Raw genomic sequence first — 22438 nt, forward strand, 5'->3', positions numbered from 1 at the left:
TCGTCACTACTTCTCTTCTTCGAGCCAGCCCATGGAGCGCTCCACGGCCTTGAGCCAGCTCTTGTACTCGCTGTCGCGCTTGCCGGCGTCCATGCGGGGCGTCCACTCGGCCGCACGGCGCCAGTTGGCGCGCAGGGCGTCGGTGTCGGGCCAGAAGCCGACGGCGAGGCCGGCGGCGTAGGCGGCACCGAGGCAGGTGGTCTCGGCGACCATGGGGCGCACCACGGGCGCGTCCAGGAAGTCCGAGAGGGTCTGCATCAGCAGGTTGTTGGAGGTCATGCCGCCGTCGACCTTGAGCGCGGTCAGCTCGACGCCGGAGTCCTTCGTCATGGCGTCGGTGATCTCGCGGGTCTGCCAGGCGGTGGCCTCCAGGACGGCACGGGCGATGTGCGCCTTGGTGACGTACCGGGTGAGGCCGGCGATCACGCCGCGGGCGTCGGAGCGCCAGTACGGGGCGAAGAGGCCGGAGAAGGCGGGGACGAAGTAGGCGCCGCCGTTGTCCTCGACGGAGGAGGCGAGGGTCTCGATCTCGGCGGCGGACTTGATCAGGCCCATCTGGTCGCGCATCCACTGGACGAGCGAGCCGGTGACGGCGATGGAGCCCTCCAGCGCGTAGACCGGCTTCTGCTCGCCGATCTGGTAGCCGACGGTGGTCAGCAGCCCGCTGTAGGAGTTGATGATCTTGTCGCCGGTGTTCATCAGCATGAAGGTGCCGGTGCCGTACGTCGACTTGGCCTCGCCCTCGGCGAAGCAGGTCTGGCCGAAGAGGGCGGCCTGCTGGTCGCCGAGGGCGGAGGCGACCGGGACGCCGTCGAGGATGCCGCCGCGGACCGTGCCGTACACCTCGGCGGAGGAGCGGATCTCGGGGAGGACGGCGGCCGGGATGTCCAGCGACTGAAGGATGCGCTCGTCCCAGGCCATCTCGTGGAGGTTCATCAGGAGGGTGCGGGAGGCGTTGGTGACGTCGGTGACGTGGACGCCGCCCGCGGTGCCGCCGGTGAGGTTCCAGATGACCCAGGAGTCCATGGTGCCGAAGAGGATGTCGCCGCGCTCGGCGCGCTCGCGCAGGCCCTCGATGTTGTCGAGGAGCCAGCGGACCTTCGGGCCGGAGAAGTAGGAGGCGAGCGGGAGGCCGGTCTCGCGGCGGAAGCGGTCCTGGCCGACGTTGCGGCCGAGCTCCTTGCAGAGGGCGTCGGTGCGGGTGTCCTGCCAGACGAGCGCGTTGTGCACGGGCTCGCCGGTGTTCTTGTCCCACATCAGCGTGGTCTCGCGCTGGTTGGTGATGCCGATGGCCTTGACGTCGGCGGCGGTGATGCCGGCCTTGACGATGGCGCCGGCGACGACCTCCTGGACGTTGGTCCAGATCTCGGTGGCGTCGTGCTCGACCCAGCCCGGCTTCGGGAAGATCTGCTCGTGCTCCTTCTGGTCGACCGAGACGATCCGGCCGTCCTTGTCGAAGACGATGCAGCGGGACGAGGTGGTGCCCTGGTCGATGGCGGCGATGAAGGGGCCGGCGGTGTGGGCGTCGGTCACGGTGTGCTCCAAGGGAAGGCGGGGAGGGACGGCTCGGGGCCCCGGTGGCGGGCCCGTACGGCTCAGGCGAACGCGAGGTTGTAGATACCCGCGGCGAGGGCGCCGCCGACCAGCGGGCCGGCGATCGGGATCCAGGCGTAGCCCCAGTCGGAGCCGCCCTTGTTCGGGAGGGGCAGCAGTGCGTGCACGATACGCGGGCCGAGGTCGCGCGCCGGGTTGATCGCGTAGCCGGTCGGGCCGCCGAGCGAGAGGCCGATGGAGACCACGACGAAGGCCGTGATGAGGGCGCCGAGCGGGCCGAGGCCCTTGCCGCTGTCGTTGAGGCCCTGCGTGAGCACGGCCAGGACCAGGACGACGGTGCCGATGATCTCGGTGGCGAGGTTCTGCCAGGTGTTCCGGATCTCGGGGCCGGTGGAGAAGATCCCGAGGACCGGGCCGGGGCCCTCGATCGGCTTGTCGCCGATGGTCTCCGGGTCGGTGAGGTGGGCCCGGAACTGGCCGTAGTAGGCGACCCAGACGAGCGCGGCGCCGATCATCGCGCCGAGCAGCTGGCCGGCGAGGTAGACCGGGACGTCGCCGAAGGAGCCGTCCTTGATCGCGATGCCGAGGGTGACGGCGGGGTTCAGATGGGCGCCGGAGAGGGAAGCGGTCATGTAGACCGCCGTCATGACGGCGAAGCCCCACCCGAAGGTGATCGCCAGCCAGCCCGCGCCGCGGGCCTTGGAGCTCTTGAGCGTCACGGCGGCACAGACGCCGCCGCCGAGAAGAATGAGTACGGCGGTACCGATGGTCTCGCCGAGGAAGATGTCGGAGCTGGACACCCGCGACTCCTTTGTCCTTCGTCCAGGGGAAGGCGGATTCCCGGTTCGTCCGGGTGGTCCGCGCCCTCGTGTGAGGGCGTCCACGGCCCTGGGCACTGCCACACTCTAGCGCGTAATGCCGTTAAGTGTTCGGCAATGCCGACCGATGAACGGAAGTTTTGCCCCGGGGTTCACCGTGCGTCAAGGGTCCGGGAAACGAAAAACCCGCCGATGACGGGATCGTTACCGACGGGTTCTCGCTGGTACGGGGCGACTCACCGACCGTGCTCGCGGAGGCGCGGCGGGCCGGGGCGCGCGGGCGCGCCGGTCCTGCGCGCGGGGGTGCCCGCCTCTGTGCGCGGGAGGGCGCGCGGGTCCTGCGCGCGAGGGCTCGTACGGCCCCGCGCGGAGTCAGAAGCGGCCCGCCCCCAGGTCGCGGGAGACCGCCCGCGCGCAGTCCCGCACCGCCGCCACCAGCTCCGGCCGCAGCTCCCCGGCCGGGCACAGCCGCTCCACCGCGCCCGTCACCGCCACCGCGCCGACCGGCATCCGCCGCCGGTCGTGGATCGGCGCCGCCACCGACGCCACGCCCTCCCAGGTCTCCTCCACGTCCGCCGCCCAGCCGCGCGCCCGGGTCAGGTCGAGCAGCGACTCGAAGTCGCCGAGCCCCGTCACCGTCCGGGGTGTGAACGGCTCGCGCTCCACCTCCAGGGCCTCGCTGTGCGCCACCGGGTCGTACGCCGACAGCACCTTGCCCAGGGCCGTGGAGTGCAGCGGCTGCATCGCCCCCACCTCCAGCACCTGGCGGCTGTCGTCCGGGCGGAAGACGTGGTGCACGATCAGCACGCCCCGCTGGTGCAGCACCCCCAGGTGCACGCTCTCGCCGCTGGACCGCGCCAGGTCGTCCGTCCACACCAGGGCCCGCGCCCGCAGCTCGTGCACGTCCAGGTAGCTGTTGCCCAGCCGCAGCAGCTCGGCCCCCAGCTGGTACCGCCCCGAGGGCGCGTCCTGCTCCACGAAGCCCTCCGCCTGGAGGGTGCGCAGGATGCCGTGGGCGGTCCCCTTGGCGAGCCCCAGTGACGACGCGATGTCGGACAGGCCCAGCCGGCGCTCGCCGCCCGCGAGCAGTCGCAGCATGGCCGCCGCCCGTTCAAGCGACTGGATGTTCTTCGCCATCGCCCGGTCCTTCTCCCTCGTGCCCTCGCACGCATACCGCTGTTCGACAATGCTGAACACTATCGGTCGATGCCGACCTTGCCTCGCATCTGACAGTGTCGTCGAAGAAGGGGCCGTACCGGGAGTACCCGCACCCAGGATGCCGTCCGTCCCGTGGGACGCCGTGTCCACCCCGGCCGAACCCCGGTTACTCTGGCCCCGTGCACCCTGTGCCCAGGGCGCAAAGCCGACAGCCGTCGCATCCCAGGGAGTCCCTTCATGGCCTCGTCGCCGTCCCCGTCCGCCTCCGCCGACAGCCGGAGCCGCGCCGCCGCGCTCCGCGAGGCACTCGCCACCCGTGTCGTCGTCGCCGACGGAGCCATGGGAACCATGCTCCAGGCCCAGGACCCCACCCTTGAGGACTTCGAGAACCTCGAAGGCTGCAACGAGATCCTCAGCCTGACCCGGCCCGACATCGTCGCCTCCGTCCACCGCGAGTACTTCGCCGCGGGCGTGGACTGCGTCGAGACCAACACCTTCGGCGCCAACCACGCCGCCCTGGGCGAGTACGACATCGCCCACCGGGTCCACGAGCTCTCCGAGGCCGGCGCCCGCGTCGCCCGCGAGGTCGCCGACGAGTTCACCGCCGCCGACGGCCGCCAGCGCTGGGTCCTCGGCTCCATCGGCCCCGGCACCAAGCTGCCGACCCTCGGCCACGCCCCGTACACGGTCCTGCGCGACGCCTACCAGCAGAACGCCGAGGGGCTCCTCACCGGCGGCGCCGACGCCCTGATCGTCGAGACCACCCAGGACCTGCTCCAGACGAAGGCGTCGGTCATCGGCGCCCGCCGCGCCCTCGAAGCCCTCGGCGCGGACGTGCCGCTCATCGTCTCCGTCACGGTGGAGACCACCGGCACGATGCTGCTCGGTTCGGAGATCGGCGCGGCCCTGACGGCGCTGGAGCCGCTGGGCATCGACATGATCGGCCTGAACTGCGCCACCGGCCCGGCCGAGATGAGCGAGCACCTGCGCTACCTCGCCCGCCACTCCCGCGTCCCGCTGTCGGTGATGCCCAACGCGGGCCTGCCCGTCCTCACCTCCGACGGCGCCCACTACCCGCTCTCCCCGGCCGAACTCGCCGACGCCCAGGAGAACTTCGTCCGCGACTACGGCCTCTCCCTCGTCGGCGGCTGCTGCGGTACGACCCCCGAGCACCTGCGCCAGGTCGTCGAGCGGGTCAAGGACCTCACGCCCGCCGTCCGCGAGCCCCGCCCCGAGCCGGGCGCCGCCTCCCTCTACCAGACCGTCCCGTTCCGGCAGGACACCTCGTACCTGGCGATCGGGGAGCGGACGAACGCGAACGGTTCGAAGAAGTTCCGCGAGGCCATGCTGGAGGGCCGGTGGGACGACTGCGTGGAGATGGCGCGGGACCAGATCCGCGAGGGCGCGCACATGCTGGACCTGTGCGTGGACTACGTGGGCCGTGACGGCGTCGCGGACATGGAGGAGTTGGCGGGGCGGTTCGCGACCGCCTCGACGCTGCCGATCGTGCTGGACTCGACCGAGGTGCCCGTCCTGCGGGCCGGTCTGGAGAAGCTCGGCGGGCGCGCCGTCCTGAACTCGGTGAACTACGAGGACGGCGACGGGCCCGACTCCCGCTTCGCCAAGGTCACCGCACTGGCCCAGGAGCACGGCGCCGCCCTCATCGCCCTCACGATCGACGAGGAGGGCCAGGCCCGTACCGCGGAGAAGAAGGTCGAGATCGCCGAGCGGATCATCGACGACCTCACCGGCAACTGGGGGATCCGCGAGTCGGACATCCTCATCGACACGCTGACCTTCACGATCTGCACCGGTCAGGAGGAGTCGCGCAAGGACGGCGTCGCCACCATCGAGGCGATCCGCGAGCTGAAGCGCCGGCATCCCGAGGTGCAGACGACGCTCGGCCTGTCGAACATCTCCTTCGGCCTCAACCCGGCCGCCCGCATCCTGCTGAACTCGGTCTTCCTCGACGAGTGCGTGAAGGCGGGCCTCGACTCCGCGATCGTCCACGCCTCCAAGATCCTCCCCATCGCCCGCTTCGACGAGGAGCAGGTCACCACCGCCCTCGACCTCATCCACGACCGGCGGCGCGAGGGCTACGACCCGCTCCAGAAGCTGATGGCCCTCTTCGAGGGCGCCACGACCAAGTCCCTCAAGGCGGGCAAGGCCGAGGAGCTGGCGGCGCTGCCCCTGGAGGAGCGGCTCAAGCGGCGGATCATCGACGGCGAGAAGAACGGCCTGGAGGCCGACCTCGACGAGGCCCTGACCACCACCCCGGCCCTCGACATCGTCAACAACACGCTCCTCGACGGGATGAAGACGGTCGGTGAGCTGTTCGGTTCGGGGCAGATGCAGCTGCCGTTCGTGCTCCAGTCGGCCGAGGTGATGAAGACCGCGGTGGCGCACCTGGAGCCGCACATGGAGAAGTCGGACGCGGACGGCAAGGGCACGATCGTGCTCGCGACCGTCCGCGGCGACGTCCACGACATCGGCAAGAACCTGGTGGACATCATCCTGTCCAACAACGGCTACAACGTGGTGAACATCGGCATCAAGCAGCCGGTGTCCGCGATCCTGGAGGCGGCCGAGGAGCACCGGGCCGACGTCATCGGCATGTCGGGTCTGCTGGTGAAGTCCACGGTGATCATGAAGGAGAACCTGGAGGAGCTCAACCAGCGCGAGCTGGCCGCGAAGTACCCGGTCATCCTCGGCGGCGCCGCCCTGACCCGGGCCTACGTCGAACAGGACCTCCACGAGANCGCCGTCAAGCGCGGCGTCCCCGGAGCCGTACTTCCCGAACTGAAGCAGCGCCGCGTCGCCAAGGGCGCCGCCGCCCTCCAGGTCGAGGAGCCCGAGCCCGGCGGCCGCTCCGACACCGCCACCGACAACCCCGTCCCCACCCCGCCGTTCTGGGGCACCCGGGTCGTCAAGGGCATCCCGCTCAAGGACTACGCCTCCTGGCTCGACGAGGGCGCCCTCTTCAAGGGCCAGTGGGGCCTCAAGCAGAACCGCACCGGCGACGGCCCGACCTACGAGGAGCTCGTCGAGACGGAGGGCCGGCCCCGGCTGCGCGGCTGGCTGGAGCGGCTGCACACCGAGAACCTGCTGGAGGCGGCCGTCGTCCACGGCTACTTCCCCTGCGTCTCCAAGGGCGACGACCTGATCATCCTGGACGACTCCGGCAACGAGCGGACCCGCTTCACCTTCCCGCGCCAGCGCCGGGGCCGCCGCCTCTGCCTCGCGGACTTCTTCCGCCCCGAGGAGTCCGGCGAGACCGACGTCGTCGGCCTCCAGGTCGTCACCGTCGGCTCCAAGATCGGCGAGGCCACCGCCGAACTCTTCGCCGCCGACTCCTACCGCGACTACCTCGAACTCCACGGCCTGTCCGTGCAGCTCGCCGAGGCCCTCGCCGAGTACTGGCACGCGCGCGTCCGCGCCGAGCTGGGCTTCGGCGGCGAGGACCCGGAGGCCGTCGAGGACATGTTCGCGCTCAAGTACCGGGGCGCCCGCTTCTCGCTGGGCTACGGGGCCTGCCCCGACCTGGAGGACCGCGCCAAGATCGCGGAACTGCTGCGGCCCGAGCGGATCGGCGTCCACCTCTCCGAGGAGTTCCAGCTCCACCCGGAGCAGTCCACCGACGCCATCGTCCTCCACCACCCCGAGGCGAAGTACTTCAACGCCCGCTGAGGTCGCCCGCCCGGGGCTCCGCTGACGGCGCCCGGCCCCGGTGACGGCGTCCGGCCCCGGACCTCGGCCTCCGGCCCGGGGCTCCGGTGGCGTCCGGGACCGCCGGGCGACACGGTGACCTGCGGCACGCGGATATGTGCCCGCGTCCGGTGTGCCGGAGACGTACACTTGTCGGTCCAGTGCAGGCCGGTCCTCCTCCCCGTACCGGGGAGTGGGGGCCGGCCTTCTCGTCCCTCCATGGAGGTGTGCCGGATGACCAGTACGGTCCCCGCTTCCCTGCTCCACGCCAACGGCAGCTCCGCCCTCCAGGCGGTCTTCCTCGACATGGACGGGACCCTCGTCGACACGGAGGGCTTCTGGTGGGACGCCGAGGTCGAGGTCTTCGCCGACCTCGGGCACCGGCTCGACGAGGCGTGGCGGGATGTCGTGGTCGGCGGCCCGATGACCCGCAGCGCGGGCTACCTCATCGAGTCCACCGGCGCCGACATCACCCTCGACGAGCTGACCGTGCTGCTCAACGACCGCTTCGAACGCCGCATCGACCGGGGCGTGCCGCTCATGCCCGGCGCCGAGCGCCTCCTCGCCGACCTCGCCCGCCACTCCATCCCCACCGCCCTCGTCTCCGCCTCCCACCGGCGGATCATCGACCGGGTCCTGGAGTCCGTCGGCCGCGACCGCTTCCACCTCACCGTCGCCGGCGACGAGGTCGTCCGGACCAAGCCGCACCCCGAGCCGTACCTGACCGCCGCGCGCGGCGTCGGCGCCGACCCGGCCCTGTGCGCCGTCATCGAGGACACCGCGACCGGCGTCGCCGCCGCCGAGGCGGCCGGCTGCCGGGTCGTCGCCGTGCCCTCCGTGGCGCCGATCCCGCCGCTGCCCGGCCGGGTCGTGGTCCGCTCCCTCGAAGAGGTCGACGTCCCCTTCCTGCGGACCCTCGTCTCCGGCTGAGCCCCCGGGCGCCTCCTCCGGGCCCCCGGCCCCCCTCGGCCGAGTGCCCCGGGGCCCTTTCCCGACCCTCCCGCGCGACCGATCCGGGCCGCCCACCAGAGGGCGAGCACGTGAGCTTGCTCACCCAGCGTGCTCGCCGGTGAGTGGCCCGTCGCCGTTTCCCGCCCGGAACACGAAGATCCGGCGCACCTTCCGACCCGTTTCGTACCCTCCTGTCCCCGCATTCGGGTGCATGAATATCGAAACCGGCGCATTCATGATCACTCTGCGCTCATCCCTCCCGCGCCGCCCCGTCCGGCCGGACCGGCCCCGCGCACTAACCTTTCGCGAGGACTCCACCGCCCCCACCGGTGCACCGGCGCACACCCCTGCCGCCGGGAAACCCCAGGACGATCGCAACTCCGGCCCGATCGCTCCCGCCCCGACCGGGCGGACCGCGGCGGAGTGCCGTGACCGCTGCACCCCAGGCCGGCTGAGGAGAACGTCCCTTGATGAACCGCAAGACCTTGGTGCTGCCGGCCGTGGCCGGACTGCTCGCCCCCCTCCTCGCCGCCTGCGGCACCGGGGAGGACAGCAGAGCCATCGTCGTCGGGACCACCGACCAGTTCGTCGCCACCGGGGACGCGCCCGCCCCGCTCGACCCGGCCTTCGCCTACGACACCGGCACCTGGAACATCCTGCGCCAGACCGTCCAGACCCTGCTCCACGTGCCCCGCGGCGGCGGCCAGCCCGTCCCCGAGGCCGCCGAGAACTGCGCCTTCTCCGACACCGCCAGCGAGAGCTACCGCTGCGTCCTGCGCCCCGGCCTCACCTTCGCCGACGGCGCCCCGCTCACCGCCGAGGACGTCAAGTACTCCATCGACCGGGTCCGGAAGATCGACGCCGACAACGGAGCCGCCGCCCTCCTCTCGACCGTCGACACCGTCGAGACCAAGGGCGACCGCGAGATCGTCTTCCACCTCAACGCGCCCGACGCCACCTTCCCGTACAAGCTCTCCACCCCCGTCGCGGGCATCCTCGACAAGGACAAGTACGCCCCCGACAAGCTCCGCGAGGGCTTCCAGGTCGACGGCTCCGGCCCGTACACCCTCACCGCCCAGCACGACGGCGACCAGGCCACCCGCTTCGTCTTCACCCGCAACCCCCGCTACAAGGGCGACATCGACCCCCAGAACGACAAGGTCGAACTCCGCGCCTACGCCGACGCCGGCGCCATGGGCAAGGCCCTGGAGAGCAAGGACATCGACATGATGGCCCGCTCCCTCTCCCAGCAGCAGGTCCGCGACCTCACCGAGAACCCGAAGACCGGCATCCGCGTCGCCGAGGTCCCCGGCCTGGAGATCCGCTACCTCGGCTTCAACACCAAGGCCCCCACCGTCCAGGAGAAGGCCGTCCGCCAGGCCATGGCCGCCGTCATCGACCGCGGCGCCCTCGTCAACCGGGTCTACGGCCCCACCGCCGAACCCCTCTACTCGCTGATCCCCTCCAGTGTCTCCGGCCACAGCACCCCCTTCTACGAGGAGTACGGCGACGGCGACCGCGACCGCGCCGCCGCCCTCCTGCGCAAGGCGGACGTCAAGACCCCGGTCAAGCTCACCCTCAACTACACCACCGACCACTACGGCACCGAGACCGCCCAGGAGTTCGAGACGCTGAAGAACCAGCTCATCGCGAGCGAACTCTTCGACGTCACCGTCAAGGGCACCGGCTGGTCCGAGTTCCGCCCCGCCCAGAAGCGCGGCGACTACGCCGTCTACGGCCTCGGCTGGTTCCCCGACTACCCGGACCCCGACAACTACATCGCCCCCTTCCTCGACGCCGACAACTTCCTCGGCACCCCCTACGTCAACGCCGCCGTCCGCGACCACCTCCTGCCGCAGTCCCGCCGCCAGGCCGACCGCGCCGCCGCCACCCCCGTCTACCGGCAGATCCAGAAGATCGTCGCCCAGGACGTCCCCGTCCTGCCCCTCTGGCAGGGCAAGCAGTACGTCGCCGCCCGCGACGACATCAACGGCGTCGACTACGCCCTCACCACCTCCTCCGACCTGCTCCTGTGGGAGCTGAGCCGGGCCTCCACCGCCTGACCCGGAACGGCACCCGCCACCGGGGGGAGAAATAAGGGGAAGGGCCCGGCGCACCCGCGCCGGGCCCTTCCCCATGCCGCCGACCGGCTACTGGCCGTTGCCCCCCGGCCGCACCAGACCGCTCTCGTACGCGTACACCGCCGCCTGCACCCGGTCGCGCAGCCCCAGCTTCGTCAGCACATGGCCCACGTGCGTCTTCACCGTCGTCTCGCTGACGAACAGATCCGCCGCGATCTCCGCGTTCGACAAGCCGCGCGCCACCAGCTTCAGCACCTCCACCTCGCGGTCGGTCAGCCGCGCCAGCGCGTCCGGCACCTGCTCCTCGCCCGTCGGCAGATGCGCCGAGTACTTGTCCAGCAGCCGCCGCGTGATCGACGGGGCCAGCATCGCCTCGCCCGCCGCCACCACCCGGATCGCCTGCACCAGCTCCACCGCCGGGGCGTCCTTCAGCAGGAAGCCGCTCGCCCCCGCGCGCAGCGCCTCCACCACGTACTCGTCCAGATCGAAGGTGGTCAGCACCAGCACCTTCGCCGGCCCGTCCCGACCCGGCCCGGTGATCTGCCGGGTCGCCTCCACCCCGTCCATCCGCGGCATCCGGATGTCCATCAGCACCACGTCCGGCTGGAGCGCCCGCACCTGGTCCAGCGCCTGTAGCCCGTCACCGGCCTCACCGACCACCGCGATGTCCTGCTCCGCCTCCAGAATCATCCGGAAACCGGTACGCAGCAGCGGCTGATCGTCCACCAGCAGGACGCGAATCGTCACAAGGGCTCCTTCACGAGGCGGTCCGGTCCCCGCCCATTCTGCCCTGCCCCGATTCGCCCGACTCCGGCGGGCGCGCGGAAACGATCTCCAGCGGATACGTTGGGGGAGTCCCCCCGAACTCCGGACACACCGCCTGGTGGTCGCACCAGCCGCACAGCTTCGTCGGCCGGGGCCGCCAGTCACCCGTCTCCGTCGCCGTCCGGATCGCGTCCCACAGCGCGAGCAGCTTCCGCTCCACCCGCCGCAGGTCCGCCTCCACCGGGTCGTACGTCAGCACGTCCCCACTGCCCAGGTAGACCAGCTGGAGCCGGCGCGGCACCACCCCCTTCAGCCGCCACACCACCAGCGCGTAGAACGTCATCTGGAACAGCGCGCCCTCGCTGTACTCCGGCCGCGGCGCCTTCCCCGTCTTGTAGTCGACGATCCGCACCTCGCCCGACGGCGCCACGTCCACCCGGTCGATCACCCCGCGCAACCGCAGCCCCGAATCCAGCTCCGCCTCCACGAACAACTCGCGCTCGGCCGGCTCCAGACGCGACGGATCCTCCAGCGTGAACCAGCGCTCCACCAGCGACTCCGCCTCCGCCAGCCACCGCCCCAGCCGCTCGCCCGCCGGATCGTCCGCGAACAGCTCGCCCAACTCCGGCCGCGACTCCAGCAGCCGCTCCCACTGCCCCGGCACCATCGACTTCGCCCGCGGCACCGTCCGCTCCGCCGCCGGATCGTCGAAGAGGCGCTCCAGGACCGCGTGCACCAGCGTGCCCCGCGTCGCCGCCTCGCTCGGCTTCTCCGGCAGCCGGTCGATCACCCGGAACCGGTACAACAAGGGGCACTGCATGAAATCGCTCGCCCGCGACGGCGACAACGACATGGGTGCCCGGGGTCCCTGCGGGAGCCGCTCGCTCGTACTCATGACACCGACCCTACGACCCGCCACCGACAGTGATCCGCATACCATCGGGACATGACCCGTCGCGCAGCATGATCGATCCGTGACGCAGCGGCGCGGTCGCCCCCGGCGACGAGAGGAACCCGTGAACCAGGACGAGCCCAAGCCGCAGCGCGCCAAGGAACCCGGCGGCGGGATCCTCATGGGCCGGCCCTTCGGCGTGCCCGTCTACGTCGCCCCCAGCTGGTTCCTCGTCGCCGCGCTCATCACCTGGGTCTTCGGCGACCAGATCGAACGGGTCCTGCCCGAACTCGGCGCGGCCCGCTACCTCGTCTCCCTCTTCTTCGCGGTCGCCTTCTACGCCTCCGTCCTCGTCCACGAACTCGCCCACACCATCGCCGCCCTCCGCTTCAAGCTCCCCGTCCGGCGCATCCAGCTCCAGTTCTTCGGCGGCGTCTCCGAGATCGAGAAGGAGACCGAGACCCCCGGCCGCGAATTCGTCCTCGCCTTCGTCGGCCCCCTCCTCTCCCTCGTCCTCGCCGGCGTCTTCTACCTCGCCATGCTCGCCGTCACCCCCGGCACCGTCCCCGGCGTCCTCCTCGCCGGCCTGATGATCTCCAACCTCATCGTCGCGGCCTTCAACCTCCTGCCCGGCCTCCCCCTCGACGGCGGCCGGATGCTCCGCGCGATCGTCTGGAAGATCACCGGCAAGCCGATGACCGGCACCATCGCCGCCGCCTGGGTCGGCCGCGCCCTCGCCGTCACCGTCCTCATCGGCCTCCCCCTCCTCACCCGCACCGGCTGGCTCGGCAACTCCACCGCCGACATCGGCGGCTTCACCACCGTCACCGACGCCCTCCTCGCGGCCATCCTCGCCGCCATCATCTGGACCGGCGCCGGCAACAGCCTCCGCATGGCCCGCCTGCGCGAGCACCTCCCCGAGCTCCGCGCCCGCACCCTCACCCGCCGCGCCGTCCCCGTCGCACCCGACACCCCCCTCTCCGAAGCCCTCCGCCGCGCCAACGAGGCCGGCGCCCGCGGCCTCGTCGTCGTCGACGGCGCCGGCGAGCCCACCGGCATCGTCCGCGAGAGCGCCCTCGCCGCCGTCCCCCAGCACCGCCGCCCCTGGGTCGCCGTCTCCACCCTCGCCCAGGACCTCACCGACGGCATGCGGGTCCCCGCCGAACTCACCGGCCAGCCCCTCCTCGACCACCTCCGCACCACCCCCGCCACCGAGTACCTGGTCGTCGAGGAGACCGGCGAGATCTACGGCGTCCTCGCCACCACCGACGTGGAGCGCGCCTTCGTCAAAGCCATGGCACGACCCTCCTCGTAACACCGGTACTCTGGTCACATGTCCGAACCGACCGGTGCCGCCCGCAGGCGCGGGCCCTTCAAGGTCGGGGACCAGGTTCAGCTGACCGACCCCAAGGGCCGCCACTACACGTTCACGCTCGAAGAGGGAAAGAACTTCCACACCCACAAGGGTTCCTTCCCCCACGACGAGCTGATCGGCGCTCCCGAGGGCAGCGTTGTCCGCACCACCGGAAACGTCGCCTACCTCGCGCTGCGCCCCCTGCTCCCCGACTACGTCCTGTCCATGCCCCGCGGCGCCGCCGTGGTCTACCCGAAGGACGCGGGACAGATCCTCGCCTTCGCCGACATCTTCCCCGGCGCGCGCGTCGTGGAGGCCGGCGTGGGTTCCGGCTCGCTCAGCAGCTTCCTGCTCCGCGCCATCGGCGACAGCGGCATGCTGCACTCCTACGAGCGCCGCGAAGACTTCGCCGAGATCGCCAAGGGCAACGTCGAACGCTACTTCGGCGGCCCCCACCCGGCCTGGCAGCTCACCGTCGGCGACCTCCAGGACAACCTGACGGACACCGACGTCGACCGGGTCATCCTCGACATGCTCGCCCCCTGGGAGTGCCTGGAGGCCGTCTCCAAGTCGCTGGTGCCCGGCGGCATCCTCTGCTGCTACGTGGCCACCACCACCCAGCTCGCCCGCACCGTGGAGTCCATCCGCGAGATCGGCTGCTACGCCGAACCGCAGCCCTGGGAATCCATGATCCGGAACTGGCACGTCGAGGGCCTCGCGGTCCGCCCCGACCACCGCATGATCGGCCACACCGGCTTCCTCGTCACCGCCCGCCGCCTCGCGGACGGCGTCGAGCCCCCGATGCGCCGCCGCCGCCCCGCCAAGGGCGCCTACGGTGACGACTACGAAGGCCCCAACAAGGGCTGACACCCCGGCAGAAACCCGACGGCGCCGCCGCCCGACCCTCCCCGCCCGGGGAGACCGGACGGCGGCGCCGCCGCATCCGCGCCCACCCGCCCGGGTCCCGCGGCACCCCGGAGGTTCCGCCGCCCTGTGACGTGTGGCACGATGCCCGCAACCCCTCGGCACGACCCTCACAGGAGACGTCTCGCGTGCAGCCCTCCGCCGCCCCGGACCTCGTGGACCTCGCACACACCCACACCCGGCCGGCGCACTGGCTGGCCGTCGCCACCGCCACCGCCGCGGTCGTCGCCCTCGCCGGGCTCCTCTCGCCCCGCCCCGCCGAGGCCGGCTCACCCGCCGCCCGGGCCGCCTCCGGAGCCACCGCCTCCGCCCCGGCCCCGGACGCCGGCACGGCCGCCTACCCGATCCGATGCGGCGGCGCGCCCCACAAGGTCGCCCAGCGGGCCACCGGAGACCTCGACGGCGACGGGAAGCCCGAGACCGTTGCGGTCGTACACTGCGAAGCCGGATCCGGAACCCCGCCCGCCGGGCTCTACGTCCTCACCGGCGGCCGCGACGGCACCGCGCGCGTGGTGGCCACCCTCGTCGAACCGGGCGACCAGCGCAGCGTCACCGGCCTGACCGTCCGCGACGGCACCGTCCGCGCCACCCTGCTCGGCTACTCGTCCCCCGACGTCCCCAGCTGCTGCCCCGACGAGAAGGAGCAGGTCGCCTGGGACTGGAAGGGCGGCGCCTTCGTCCGCTCCGCCGGCCCCGAGGCGCGCGGCGCCTGAGCCGTCACTCCGCGTCGGGGCCGTACACCTCGACGCGGTCCCGGACCCGCCGCACGTGGATGCAGTCCCCCGGGCACTCCTTCGCCGAGTCCACCACGTCCTGGAGCAGCGGCAGCGGCACCGGCGTCGTCGCCCCGGCCTCCTGGAGCAGCTCGTCGTCCGCGCTCTTCACATACGCGAGCCCGTCGATGTCCAGTTCGAAGACCTCGGGAGCGTACTGCGCGCAGATCCCGTCCCCGGTGCACAGGTCCTGATCGATCCAGACCTCCAGGGCCTCCTCGGAACCCGTGGCCGGAGCCTCGTGCTGCACGCTCATCTTCTTCCGCCGTTTCTGTTCCGCCGACAATTGGGGCCGCCACCGGCGGGTGTTGGCCCCACACGACGATACAACCGCCCGCTTTCAGAGCGTGAAGGGTGGGTATTCCCCTGACGAGAAGGGGAAGCGCAAGGGTGAAGATCGGACACACCCCGGAGTCTTTTTGATCTAGGGGTTTCAATCACCACCCACGCAGGTAGGGTCAGGATGCGTCCAGCTCCCCTTGGAGGAGGTGAGGACCGTGGCAGCCCACGACGACGACATCAACCGCGGCATCCGGCCGGGGCGGGGGTCTGAAGACCCTGCCGGCCAGGTTGCCTATCTCGAGCAGGAAATCGCCGTCCTGCGCCGCAAGCTCGCCGACTCTCCGCGACACACGAGGATTCTCGAAGAGCGGATCGTCGAGCTGCAGACCAACCTGGCCGGCGTGTCCGCGCAGAACGAGCGGCTCGCCAGTACTCTCCGGGAGGCCCGCGACCAGATCGTGGCCCTCAAGGAGGAGGTCGACCGGCTCGCGCAGCCGCCGGCCGGCTTCGGTGTCTTCCTGCAGGCGAACGAGGACGGCACGTGCGACATCATCACCGGGGGCCGCAAGCTCCGGGTGAACGTGAGTCCCGGCGTCGAGCTCGACGAGCTCCGGCGCGGCCAGGAAGTCATGCTCAACGAGGCGCTCAACGTGGTCGAGGCCATGGAGTTCGAGCGCGCCGGGGAGATCGTCACCCTCAAGGAGATCCTTGAGGACGGCGAGCGCGCCCTGGTGACCGGGCACACCGACGAGGAGCGGGTGGTGAGGCTCGCCGAGCCTCTGCTGGACGTGACCATCCGCCCCGGCGACGCCCTGCTGTTCGACTCCAGGTCCGGCTACGTCTACGAGGTCGTCCCCAAGAGCGAGGTCGAGGAGCTCGTCCTCGAAGAGGTCCCGGACGTCGACTACGAGAAGATCGGCGGCCTGGGCAACCAGATCGAGCTGATCCGCGACGCGGTCGAGCTCCCGTACCTCCACCCCGACCTGTTCAAGGAGCACGAGCTCAGGCCGCCCAAGGGCATCCTGCTCTACGGGCCGCCCGGCTGCGGCAAGACGCTCATCGCCAAGGCCGTCGCCAACTCCCTGGCCAAGAAGGTCGCGGAGGTCACCGGCCGGCCCGCGGGGAAGTCCTACTTCCTCAACATCAAGGGCCCCGAGCTGCTCAACAAGTACGTCGGCGAGACCGAGCGGCACATCCGCCTGGTCTTCCAGCGGGCCCGTGAGAAGGCCAGCGAGGGCACCCCCGTCATCGTCTTCTTCGACGAGATGGAATCCCTCTTCCGCACCCGCGGATCGGGCGTCAGCTCGGACGTGGAGAACACCATCGTCCCCCAGCTCCTCGCCGAGATCGACGGCGTCGAGGGCCTGGAGAACGTGATCGTGATCGGCGCCTCCAACCGCGAGGACATGATCGACCCCGCGATCCTCCGCCCCGGCCGGCTCGACGTGAAGATCAAGATCGAGCGTCCGGACGCCGAGGCGGCGAAGGACATCTTCGCGAAGTACCTCACCGCCAACCTTCCGCTCCACGCGGACGACATCGCCGAGCACAGCGGTTCCAAGGCGGCCGCCGCGCACGGAATGATCCAGTCCGTCGTCGAGCAGATGTACGCGGAATCCGAGGAGAACCGCTTCCTCGAAGTCACGTACGCCAACGGCGACAAGGAAGTCCTCTACTTCAAGGACTTCAACTCCGGCGCGATGATCCAGAACATCGTCGACCGGGCCAAGAAGATGGCCATCAAGGCATTCCTCGACCACGACCAGAAGGGCATCCGCGTCTCCCACCTCCTCCAGGCGTGCGTGGACGAGTTCAAGGAGAACGAGGACCTGCCCAACACCACCAACCCGGACGACTGGGCCCGCATCTCCGGAAAGAAGGGCGAGCGGATCGTCTTCATCCGCACCCTCGTCACCGGAAAGCAGGGCGCGGACACCGGACGCTCCATCGACACGGTGGCCAACACCGGTCAGTACCTGTAAAAGCGCACACCGGCTGCGGATGTCCGGAAACCGGGCGTCCGCAGCCGTCGCATTCAGCTCGGAAAAACCTCCCGGGGCCACCGGGAAAAGACGCAAGTGATCTCCCCACCAGCGCGGAGCCGCTCTAGGCTCTTGGGTACCGCCGAGTCGCGCACTGAGCGCCGCCGGGCAAGGAGGGCCGCATGACCGTACGGCGAGTAATGGGCATCGAGACGGAGTACGGGATCTCCGTCCCCGGACACCCGAACGCGAATGCCATGCTCACCTCGTCCCAGATCGTCAACGCCTACGCCGCGGCGATGCACCGGGCGCGCCGCGCCCGCTGGGACTTCGAGGAGGAGAACCCGCTGCGGGACGCCCGGGGCTTCGACCTCGCCCGCGAGGTCGCCGACTCCAGCCAGCTCACCGACGAGGACATCGGCCTCGCCAACGTGATCCTCACCAACGGCGCCCGGCTCTACGTGGACCACGCCCACCCCGAGTACAGCGCCCCCGAGGTCACCAATCCGCGCGACGCCGTCCTCTGGGACAAGGCCGGCGAGCGGATCATGGCCGAGGCCGCCCGGCGCGCCGCCCAGCTCCCCGGCGCCCAGCCGATCCACCTCTACAAGAACAACACCGACAACAAGGGCGCGTCCTACGGCACCCACGAGAACTACCTGATGAGGCGGGAGACCCCCTTCTCGGACATCGTGCGCCACCTGACGCCCTTCTTCGTCTCCCGCCAGGTCGTCACCGGCGCCGGCCGGGTCGGCATCGGCCAGGACGGCCGCGAGGACGGCTTCCAGATCAGCCAGCGCGCCGACTACTTCGAGGTCGAGGTCGGCCTGGAGACCACCCTCAAGCGCCCGATCATCAACACCCGCGACGAACCGCACGCCGACGCCGAGAAGTACCGCCGGCTGCACGTGATCATCGGGGACGCCAACCTCTCCGAGATCTCCACCTACCTGAAGCTGGGCACCACCGCCCTGGTCCTCTCCATGATCGAGGACGGCTTCATCACCGTCGACCTCGCCGTCGACCAGCCGGTCCGCACCCTGCACCACGTCTCCCACGACCCGGACCTCCGCCATCTGGTCACGCTCCGCAGCGGCCGGACGCTCACCGCGGTCCAGCTCCAGATGGAGTACTTCGAGCTGGCCAGGAAGTACGTGGACGAGCGCTACGGCTCCGACGCCGACGAGCAGACCAAGGACGTGCTGGCCCGCTGGGAGGACACCCTGGGCCGGCTGGAGAGCGACCCGATGAGCCTGGCCGGCGAGCTGGACTGGATCGCCAAGCGGGAGCTCATGGAGGGCTACCGCCGCCGCGACGGCCTCGACTGGGACGCGGCCCGGCTGCACCTGGTGGACCTCCAGTACGCGGACGTGCGGCCCGACAAGGGGCTCTACAACCGCCTGGTGGCCCGCGGCCGGATGAAACGGCTCCTGGACGACGCCGAGGTGGGGCGCGCCGAGACGGCCCCTCCGGAGGACACCCGGGCCTACTTCCGGGGCCGCTGCCTGGAGCAGTACGCCGACGACGTGGCCGCCGCCTCCTGGGACTCGGTGATCTTCGACCTGCCGGGCCGGGACTCGCTCCAGCGCGTCCCGACCCTGGAGCCGCTGCGCGGCACCAAGGCCCACGTGGGCGGTCTCCTGGACCGCTGCCGCACGGCGGAGGAACTCGTCAGGATCCTCGCCGGCGGCTGATCCGGGACCGGAATTCGGGCCTGAAATACACGGGCCCTGGGAATCATGGAAGCAGTGCCCGGACGTTGGGGAAATACGGGGCCGATGTCGGCCCCGGCTTGTAGGGTCTGATCTTGAGAGACCCGGCAGCACCTGTCTGAGCGATCCGATTCGAGCGGGGTGAGGAAATGGCGACCAAGGACACCGGCGGCGGACAGCAGAAGGCGACGCGTTCCACGGAAGAGGTCGAGGAGACGACCGCGGAGGCGAACTCCGACCTCAAGGAGCGCCAGGAGAAGCTCAGCGAGGACGTGGACTCGGTCCTCGACGAGATCGACGACGTACTCGAGGAGAACGCCGAGGAGTTCGTGCGGTCCTTCGTGCAAAAGGGCGGCGAGTAGCGGCGTCCCGGGCGGTTCCGCCGGGGACCGGGCCCGCGGGGGCCTTCCCCGGACGGGACGCCTCCGGTGGACGTACGGCGTCACCGGGGCCGGGCGGGACGGGCCGGACGGCCCCGGGGCGGAGCCGCCGCCTCCGCCCGGCCGCCGGGCGGAGCACGCGGAGCATGATCACGGGGCGGGTAGGGTCCGGGGCGTACGGTGCTCCGGCCACGAGGCCGCACCGGGACAGTTCAAGGATCGGCCGGACGTCATCGGGCGTGCAGCCGCTTATGTGGAAGGAACCGTGTGGAAGCCAATTTTGATCGCACCGGGCGCCTACCGGCCGCCTTCCTGACGCCGGGCTCGTCCTCCTTCATCGACTTCCTCGGCCAGCACTCGCCGGACCTCCTCCCGGGCAACCGGAGGCTTCCGGAGGGGATCGTCGAGGCGCCGCACGGCACGACGATCGTGGCGGCGACCTTCCCCGGGGGCGTGGTCCTCGCGGGCGACCGGCGCGCCACCATGGGCAACATGATCGCGCAGCGCGACATCGAGAAGGTCTTCCCGGCGGACGAGTACTCCGCGGTCGGCATCGCCGGCACCGCCGGTCTCGCCGTGGAGATGGTCAAGCTCTTCCAGTTGGAGCTGGAGCACTTCGAGAAGGTGGAGGGGGCCACGCTCTCCCTGGAGGGCAAGGCGAACCGCCTCTCCACGATGATCCGCGGCAACCTCGGCATGGCCATGCAGGGCCTGGCCGTCGTGCCCCTCTTCGCGGGCTGGGACGAGGGCCGGGAGAAGGGCCGGATCTTCTCCTACGACGTGACCGGCGGCCGCTCCGAGGAGCACGGGTACGCCGCCACCGGCTCGGGCTCGATCTTCGCCCGCGGCTCCATGAAGAAGCTGTACCGCGGCGACCTCACCGAGGAGCAGGCGACCACGCTGGTCGTGCAGGCGCTGTACGACGCGGCGGACGACGACTCCGCGACCGGCGGCCCGGACCTGGCCCGCCGCATCTTCCCGATCGTCACCGTCATCACCGAAGAGGGCTTCCGCAGGCTCACCGAGGACGAGTCCTCCGCGCTGGCCCGCTCCGTCACCGAGCGGCGTCTGGAGCAGCCGGACGGACCGCGCGCCGCCCTGCTCTGATCCGCACGTCGCCCCCTCACAGCCCAGAAGAAAGGGACGAGCGCCGGTGTCGACACCGTTCTACGTCTCACCCCAGCAGGCCATGGCCGACCGCGCGGAGTACGCCCGCAAGGGCATCGCGCGCGGCCGCAGCCTCGTGGTCCTCCAGTACGCCGACGGCATCGTCTTCGTCGGCGAGAACCCCTCGCGGGCCCTGCACAAGTTCAGCGAGATCTACGACCGGATCGGCTTCGCCGCCGCCGGCAAGTACAACGAGTACGAGAACCTGCGCATCGGCGGCGTCCGCTACGCCGACCTGCGCGGCTACACCTACGACCGGGACGACGTCACCGCGCGCGGCCTGGCCAACGTCTACGCGCAGACGCTGGGCACGATCTTCTCCAGCGCCGGCGAGAAGCCGTACGAGGTGGAGCTGGTCGTCGCGGAGGTCGGCACCGAGCCGGCCGGCGACCAGATCTACCGGCTGCCGCACGACGGCTCCATCGTCGACGAGCACGGCTCGGTCGCCGTGGGCGGCAACGCGGAGCAGATCAGCTCCTTCCTGGACCAGCGGCACCGGGACGGGATGTCGCTGGCGGAGGCGCTGAAGCTGGCGGTGCAGGCGCTCTCCCGGGACACCAACGGCACCGAGCGGGAGATCCCCGCGGAGCGCCTGGAGGTGGCGGTCCTGGACCGGACGCGTCCGCAGCAGCGGAAGTTCAAGCGGATCGTCGGCCGGCAACTGGTCCGTCTCCTGGAGGCGGACGACGCGGCGCGGGCGAAGACGGACGAGCCGTCGGACGAGGCTCCGGAGACGGAGGAGTAGGACGGCTCACGGAGGGGCCCGGTCCGGGTGGACCGGGCCCCTCCGGCATGCCCGGACGCGCCACCGCCGGACGTCCGGGGCCCGCCGGGCGCCCGGTGGGGTTCAGGCGGCCGGGGCGGGGGCCGTGGAGCCGCGCGGGACCAGCTCGACGGGGAGGACGGCCGGGCGCGGCGGCGCGCCCGCCAGGACGGCGAGGAGCGCCTCCATGCCCCGGCGGCCGAACTCCTCGGCGGGCAGCCGGACCGTGGTGAGCTCCGGCTCGACGGCCGTGGCGAGGGCCATGTCGTCGAAGCCGGTGACCGACAGGTCCTCCGGGACCCGCAGCCCGAGCCGCCGGGCGGCCTTGCAGACGCCCGCCGCGAGGATGTCGTCGTCGCAGATCACGGCCGTGGGCCGGGGGCCGGGCGCGGCGAGCGCGCGGCCGGCGGCCTCCCGGGCGTCGGCGACGTTCAGGGGCGCGCGGACGGTGCGCACCCCGGACCCGCCCAGCGCCTCGGCGAGGACGGCGGCCCGCACGTCGAAGGTCCAGGAGGGCGCGGCGGAGGCCAGGTGCAGGAAGCTCCGGTGGCCGAGGGCCAGGAGGTGCGTGGTGACCAGGCGCATCCCCTCGGCGACGTCGAGGTTGACGTGGGCGGCGGCGCCGGGCGCCGCCGGGTCGCTGTCGAGCATGACGAGGGGCAGGTCGGTGGTCCGGAAGGCGGCCAGCGCCTCGGTGGCCATGGAGGAGGCGAGGACGCCGTCCAGGGCGGCCTGGGCAGAGGCGAAGGGGTCCCGGGCGGGGCCGGTGCCGTCGGGGGAGGGGTAGAGGACGACGCCGAAGCCGTGGTCGGCGGCGACGGCCGCCGCGCCGGTGTACACGTGGGCGAAGAACTCGTTGGTGAGGGCGGGGACGACGAGCAGGGCGGTGCGGGTGCGGCCGAGCCGGAGGTTGCGGGCGGCGAGGTTGGGCCGGTAGCCGAGGGCGCGGGCGGCCTCGCGGACGGTGCCGGCGGTCCGCTCGGAGACGCGGCCCCGCCACTTGTCGCCGAGGACGAGGGAGACGGTGGCCTGCGAGACCCCGGCGGCGCGGGCCACGTCCCGGCTGGTGGGACGGGCGCCGGTGACCGGTTCGGGGGTGTGCACGGGGCCTCCGGGTGGGGCGCGGCGCCCGTCCGGCGGCCGGGCGCTCTCGTTCGGTGGGCGGGGGTTTCCGGAA

18 protein-coding genes and 1 pseudogene are annotated in these 22438 nt (G+C 71.4%); 12 read left to right on the forward strand and 7 right to left on the reverse strand.

Annotation, left to right across the window (positions count from 1 at the left end; translation table 11 throughout):
- Window positions 1-6 precede the first annotated feature (6 nt).
- The 3 genes from glpK to IE219_RS11595 all read right to left on the reverse strand — a co-directional run bounded on the left by glpK (window position 7) and on the right by IE219_RS11595 (window position 3509).
- The gene (glpK, locus tag IE219_RS11585) at window positions 7-1533 is read right to left on the reverse strand and encodes a glycerol kinase GlpK (protein WP_189976558.1); all 1527 of its coding nucleotides are present in this window, start codon (window positions 1531-1533) and stop codon (window positions 7-9) included.
- A gap of 62 nt (window positions 1534-1595) precedes the next feature.
- A complete protein-coding gene (locus tag IE219_RS11590; RefSeq protein WP_189976559.1) occupies window positions 1596-2354 on the reverse strand; it encodes an MIP/aquaporin family protein in 759 nt (252 codons plus the stop codon).
- A gap of 390 nt (window positions 2355-2744) precedes the next feature.
- Window positions 2745-3509: an IclR family transcriptional regulator gene (locus tag IE219_RS11595; RefSeq protein WP_189976560.1), complete on the reverse strand. Its 765-nt coding sequence runs from the start codon at window positions 3507-3509 to the stop codon at window positions 2745-2747.
- 258 nt (window positions 3510-3767) lie between these two features.
- On the opposite strand from IE219_RS11595, the gene metH reads away from it, so the two are divergent.
- The 3 genes from metH (at window position 3768) to IE219_RS11610 (ending at window position 10249) form a co-directional block, all read left to right on the forward strand.
- Complete coding sequence (metH, locus tag IE219_RS11600) at window positions 3768-7217, forward strand: methionine synthase (protein ID WP_189976561.1); 3450 nt, start codon at window positions 3768-3770, stop codon at window positions 7215-7217.
- Between the two features lie 252 nt (window positions 7218-7469).
- On the forward strand, window positions 7470-8165 hold the full coding sequence (locus tag IE219_RS11605) for an HAD family hydrolase (RefSeq protein WP_189976562.1): 696 nt from the start codon (window positions 7470-7472) through the stop codon (window positions 8163-8165).
- 491 nt (window positions 8166-8656) lie between these two features.
- Window positions 8657-10249: an ABC transporter substrate-binding protein gene (locus IE219_RS11610; protein ID WP_189976563.1), complete on the forward strand. Its 1593-nt coding sequence runs from the start codon at window positions 8657-8659 to the stop codon at window positions 10247-10249.
- 87 nt (window positions 10250-10336) lie between these two features.
- Here the strand turns inward: IE219_RS11610 and IE219_RS11615 are convergent, their stop codons facing one another.
- The gene (locus IE219_RS11615) at window positions 10337-11014 is read right to left on the reverse strand and encodes a response regulator (protein ID WP_189976564.1); all 678 of its coding nucleotides are present in this window, start codon (window positions 11012-11014) and stop codon (window positions 10337-10339) included.
- A gap of 10 nt (window positions 11015-11024) precedes the next feature.
- Window positions 11025-11927 (reverse strand): RecB family exonuclease, encoded by a 903-nt coding sequence (locus tag IE219_RS11620; RefSeq protein ID WP_229849723.1) that lies wholly within the window; start codon window positions 11925-11927, stop codon window positions 11025-11027.
- Window positions 11928-12105: 178 nt separating this feature from the next.
- Here IE219_RS11620 and IE219_RS11625 point away from each other — a divergent pair, with 178 nt between their 5' ends.
- From IE219_RS11625 to IE219_RS11635, 3 genes are all read left to right on the forward strand, one after another.
- Window positions 12106-13239 carry a site-2 protease family protein gene (locus IE219_RS11625; RefSeq protein ID WP_229849733.1) on the forward strand — a complete coding sequence of 378 codons (1134 nt, stop codon included), beginning with the start codon at window positions 12106-12108 and terminating at the stop codon, window positions 13237-13239.
- A gap of 18 nt (window positions 13240-13257) precedes the next feature.
- Window positions 13258-14145, forward strand: coding sequence for a tRNA (adenine-N1)-methyltransferase (locus IE219_RS11630; protein ID WP_189976567.1), 888 nt, complete (start codon window positions 13258-13260; stop codon window positions 14143-14145).
- Between the two features lie 185 nt (window positions 14146-14330).
- The gene (locus tag IE219_RS11635) at window positions 14331-14915 is read left to right on the forward strand and encodes a hypothetical protein (RefSeq protein WP_189976568.1); all 585 of its coding nucleotides are present in this window, start codon (window positions 14331-14333) and stop codon (window positions 14913-14915) included.
- Between the two features lie 4 nt (window positions 14916-14919).
- Here IE219_RS11635 and IE219_RS11640 read toward each other — a convergent pair whose 3' ends face one another.
- On the reverse strand, window positions 14920-15231 hold the full coding sequence (locus IE219_RS11640; RefSeq protein ID WP_189976569.1) for a ferredoxin: 312 nt from the start codon (window positions 15229-15231) through the stop codon (window positions 14920-14922).
- Between the two features lie 241 nt (window positions 15232-15472).
- Between IE219_RS11640 and arc the strand changes: the two genes are divergently transcribed.
- From arc to prcA, 6 genes and pseudogenes are all read left to right on the forward strand, one after another.
- The gene (gene arc / locus IE219_RS11645; RefSeq protein WP_189976570.1) at window positions 15473-17239 is read left to right on the forward strand and encodes a proteasome ATPase; all 1767 of its coding nucleotides are present in this window, start codon (window positions 15473-15475) and stop codon (window positions 17237-17239) included.
- A gap of 182 nt (window positions 17240-17421) precedes the next feature.
- A complete protein-coding gene (dop, locus tag IE219_RS11650) occupies window positions 17422-18933 on the forward strand; it encodes a depupylase/deamidase Dop (RefSeq protein ID WP_189976571.1) in 1512 nt (503 codons plus the stop codon).
- A 167-nt stretch (window positions 18934-19100) separates the two neighbouring features.
- Window positions 19101-19313, forward strand: coding sequence for a ubiquitin-like protein Pup (locus IE219_RS11655; protein ID WP_189976572.1), 213 nt, complete (start codon window positions 19101-19103; stop codon window positions 19311-19313).
- Between the two features lie 154 nt (window positions 19314-19467).
- Window positions 19468-19647: pseudogene (locus tag IE219_RS31685) on the forward strand (endonuclease domain-containing protein); the annotation flags it as partial.
- Window positions 19599-20438 carry a proteasome subunit beta gene (prcB, locus tag IE219_RS11665; RefSeq protein ID WP_189976573.1) on the forward strand — a complete coding sequence of 280 codons (840 nt, stop codon included), beginning with the start codon at window positions 19599-19601 and terminating at the stop codon, window positions 20436-20438. The pseudogene IE219_RS31685 and the gene prcB, both read left to right, overlap by 49 nt.
- A 46-nt stretch (window positions 20439-20484) precedes the next feature.
- The gene (gene prcA / locus IE219_RS11670) at window positions 20485-21243 is read left to right on the forward strand and encodes a proteasome subunit alpha (protein ID WP_189976574.1); all 759 of its coding nucleotides are present in this window, start codon (window positions 20485-20487) and stop codon (window positions 21241-21243) included.
- A 102-nt stretch (window positions 21244-21345) separates the two neighbouring features.
- Here prcA and IE219_RS11675 read toward each other — a convergent pair whose 3' ends face one another.
- A complete protein-coding gene (locus tag IE219_RS11675) occupies window positions 21346-22365 on the reverse strand; it encodes a LacI family DNA-binding transcriptional regulator (RefSeq protein WP_229849724.1) in 1020 nt (339 codons plus the stop codon).
- Window positions 22366-22438: the final 73 nt, after the last annotated feature.

This window comes from Streptomyces termitum, from assembly GCF_014650175.1.
In the GTDB taxonomy this organism is placed as follows: domain Bacteria; phylum Actinomycetota; class Actinomycetes; order Streptomycetales; family Streptomycetaceae; genus Streptomyces; species Streptomyces termitum.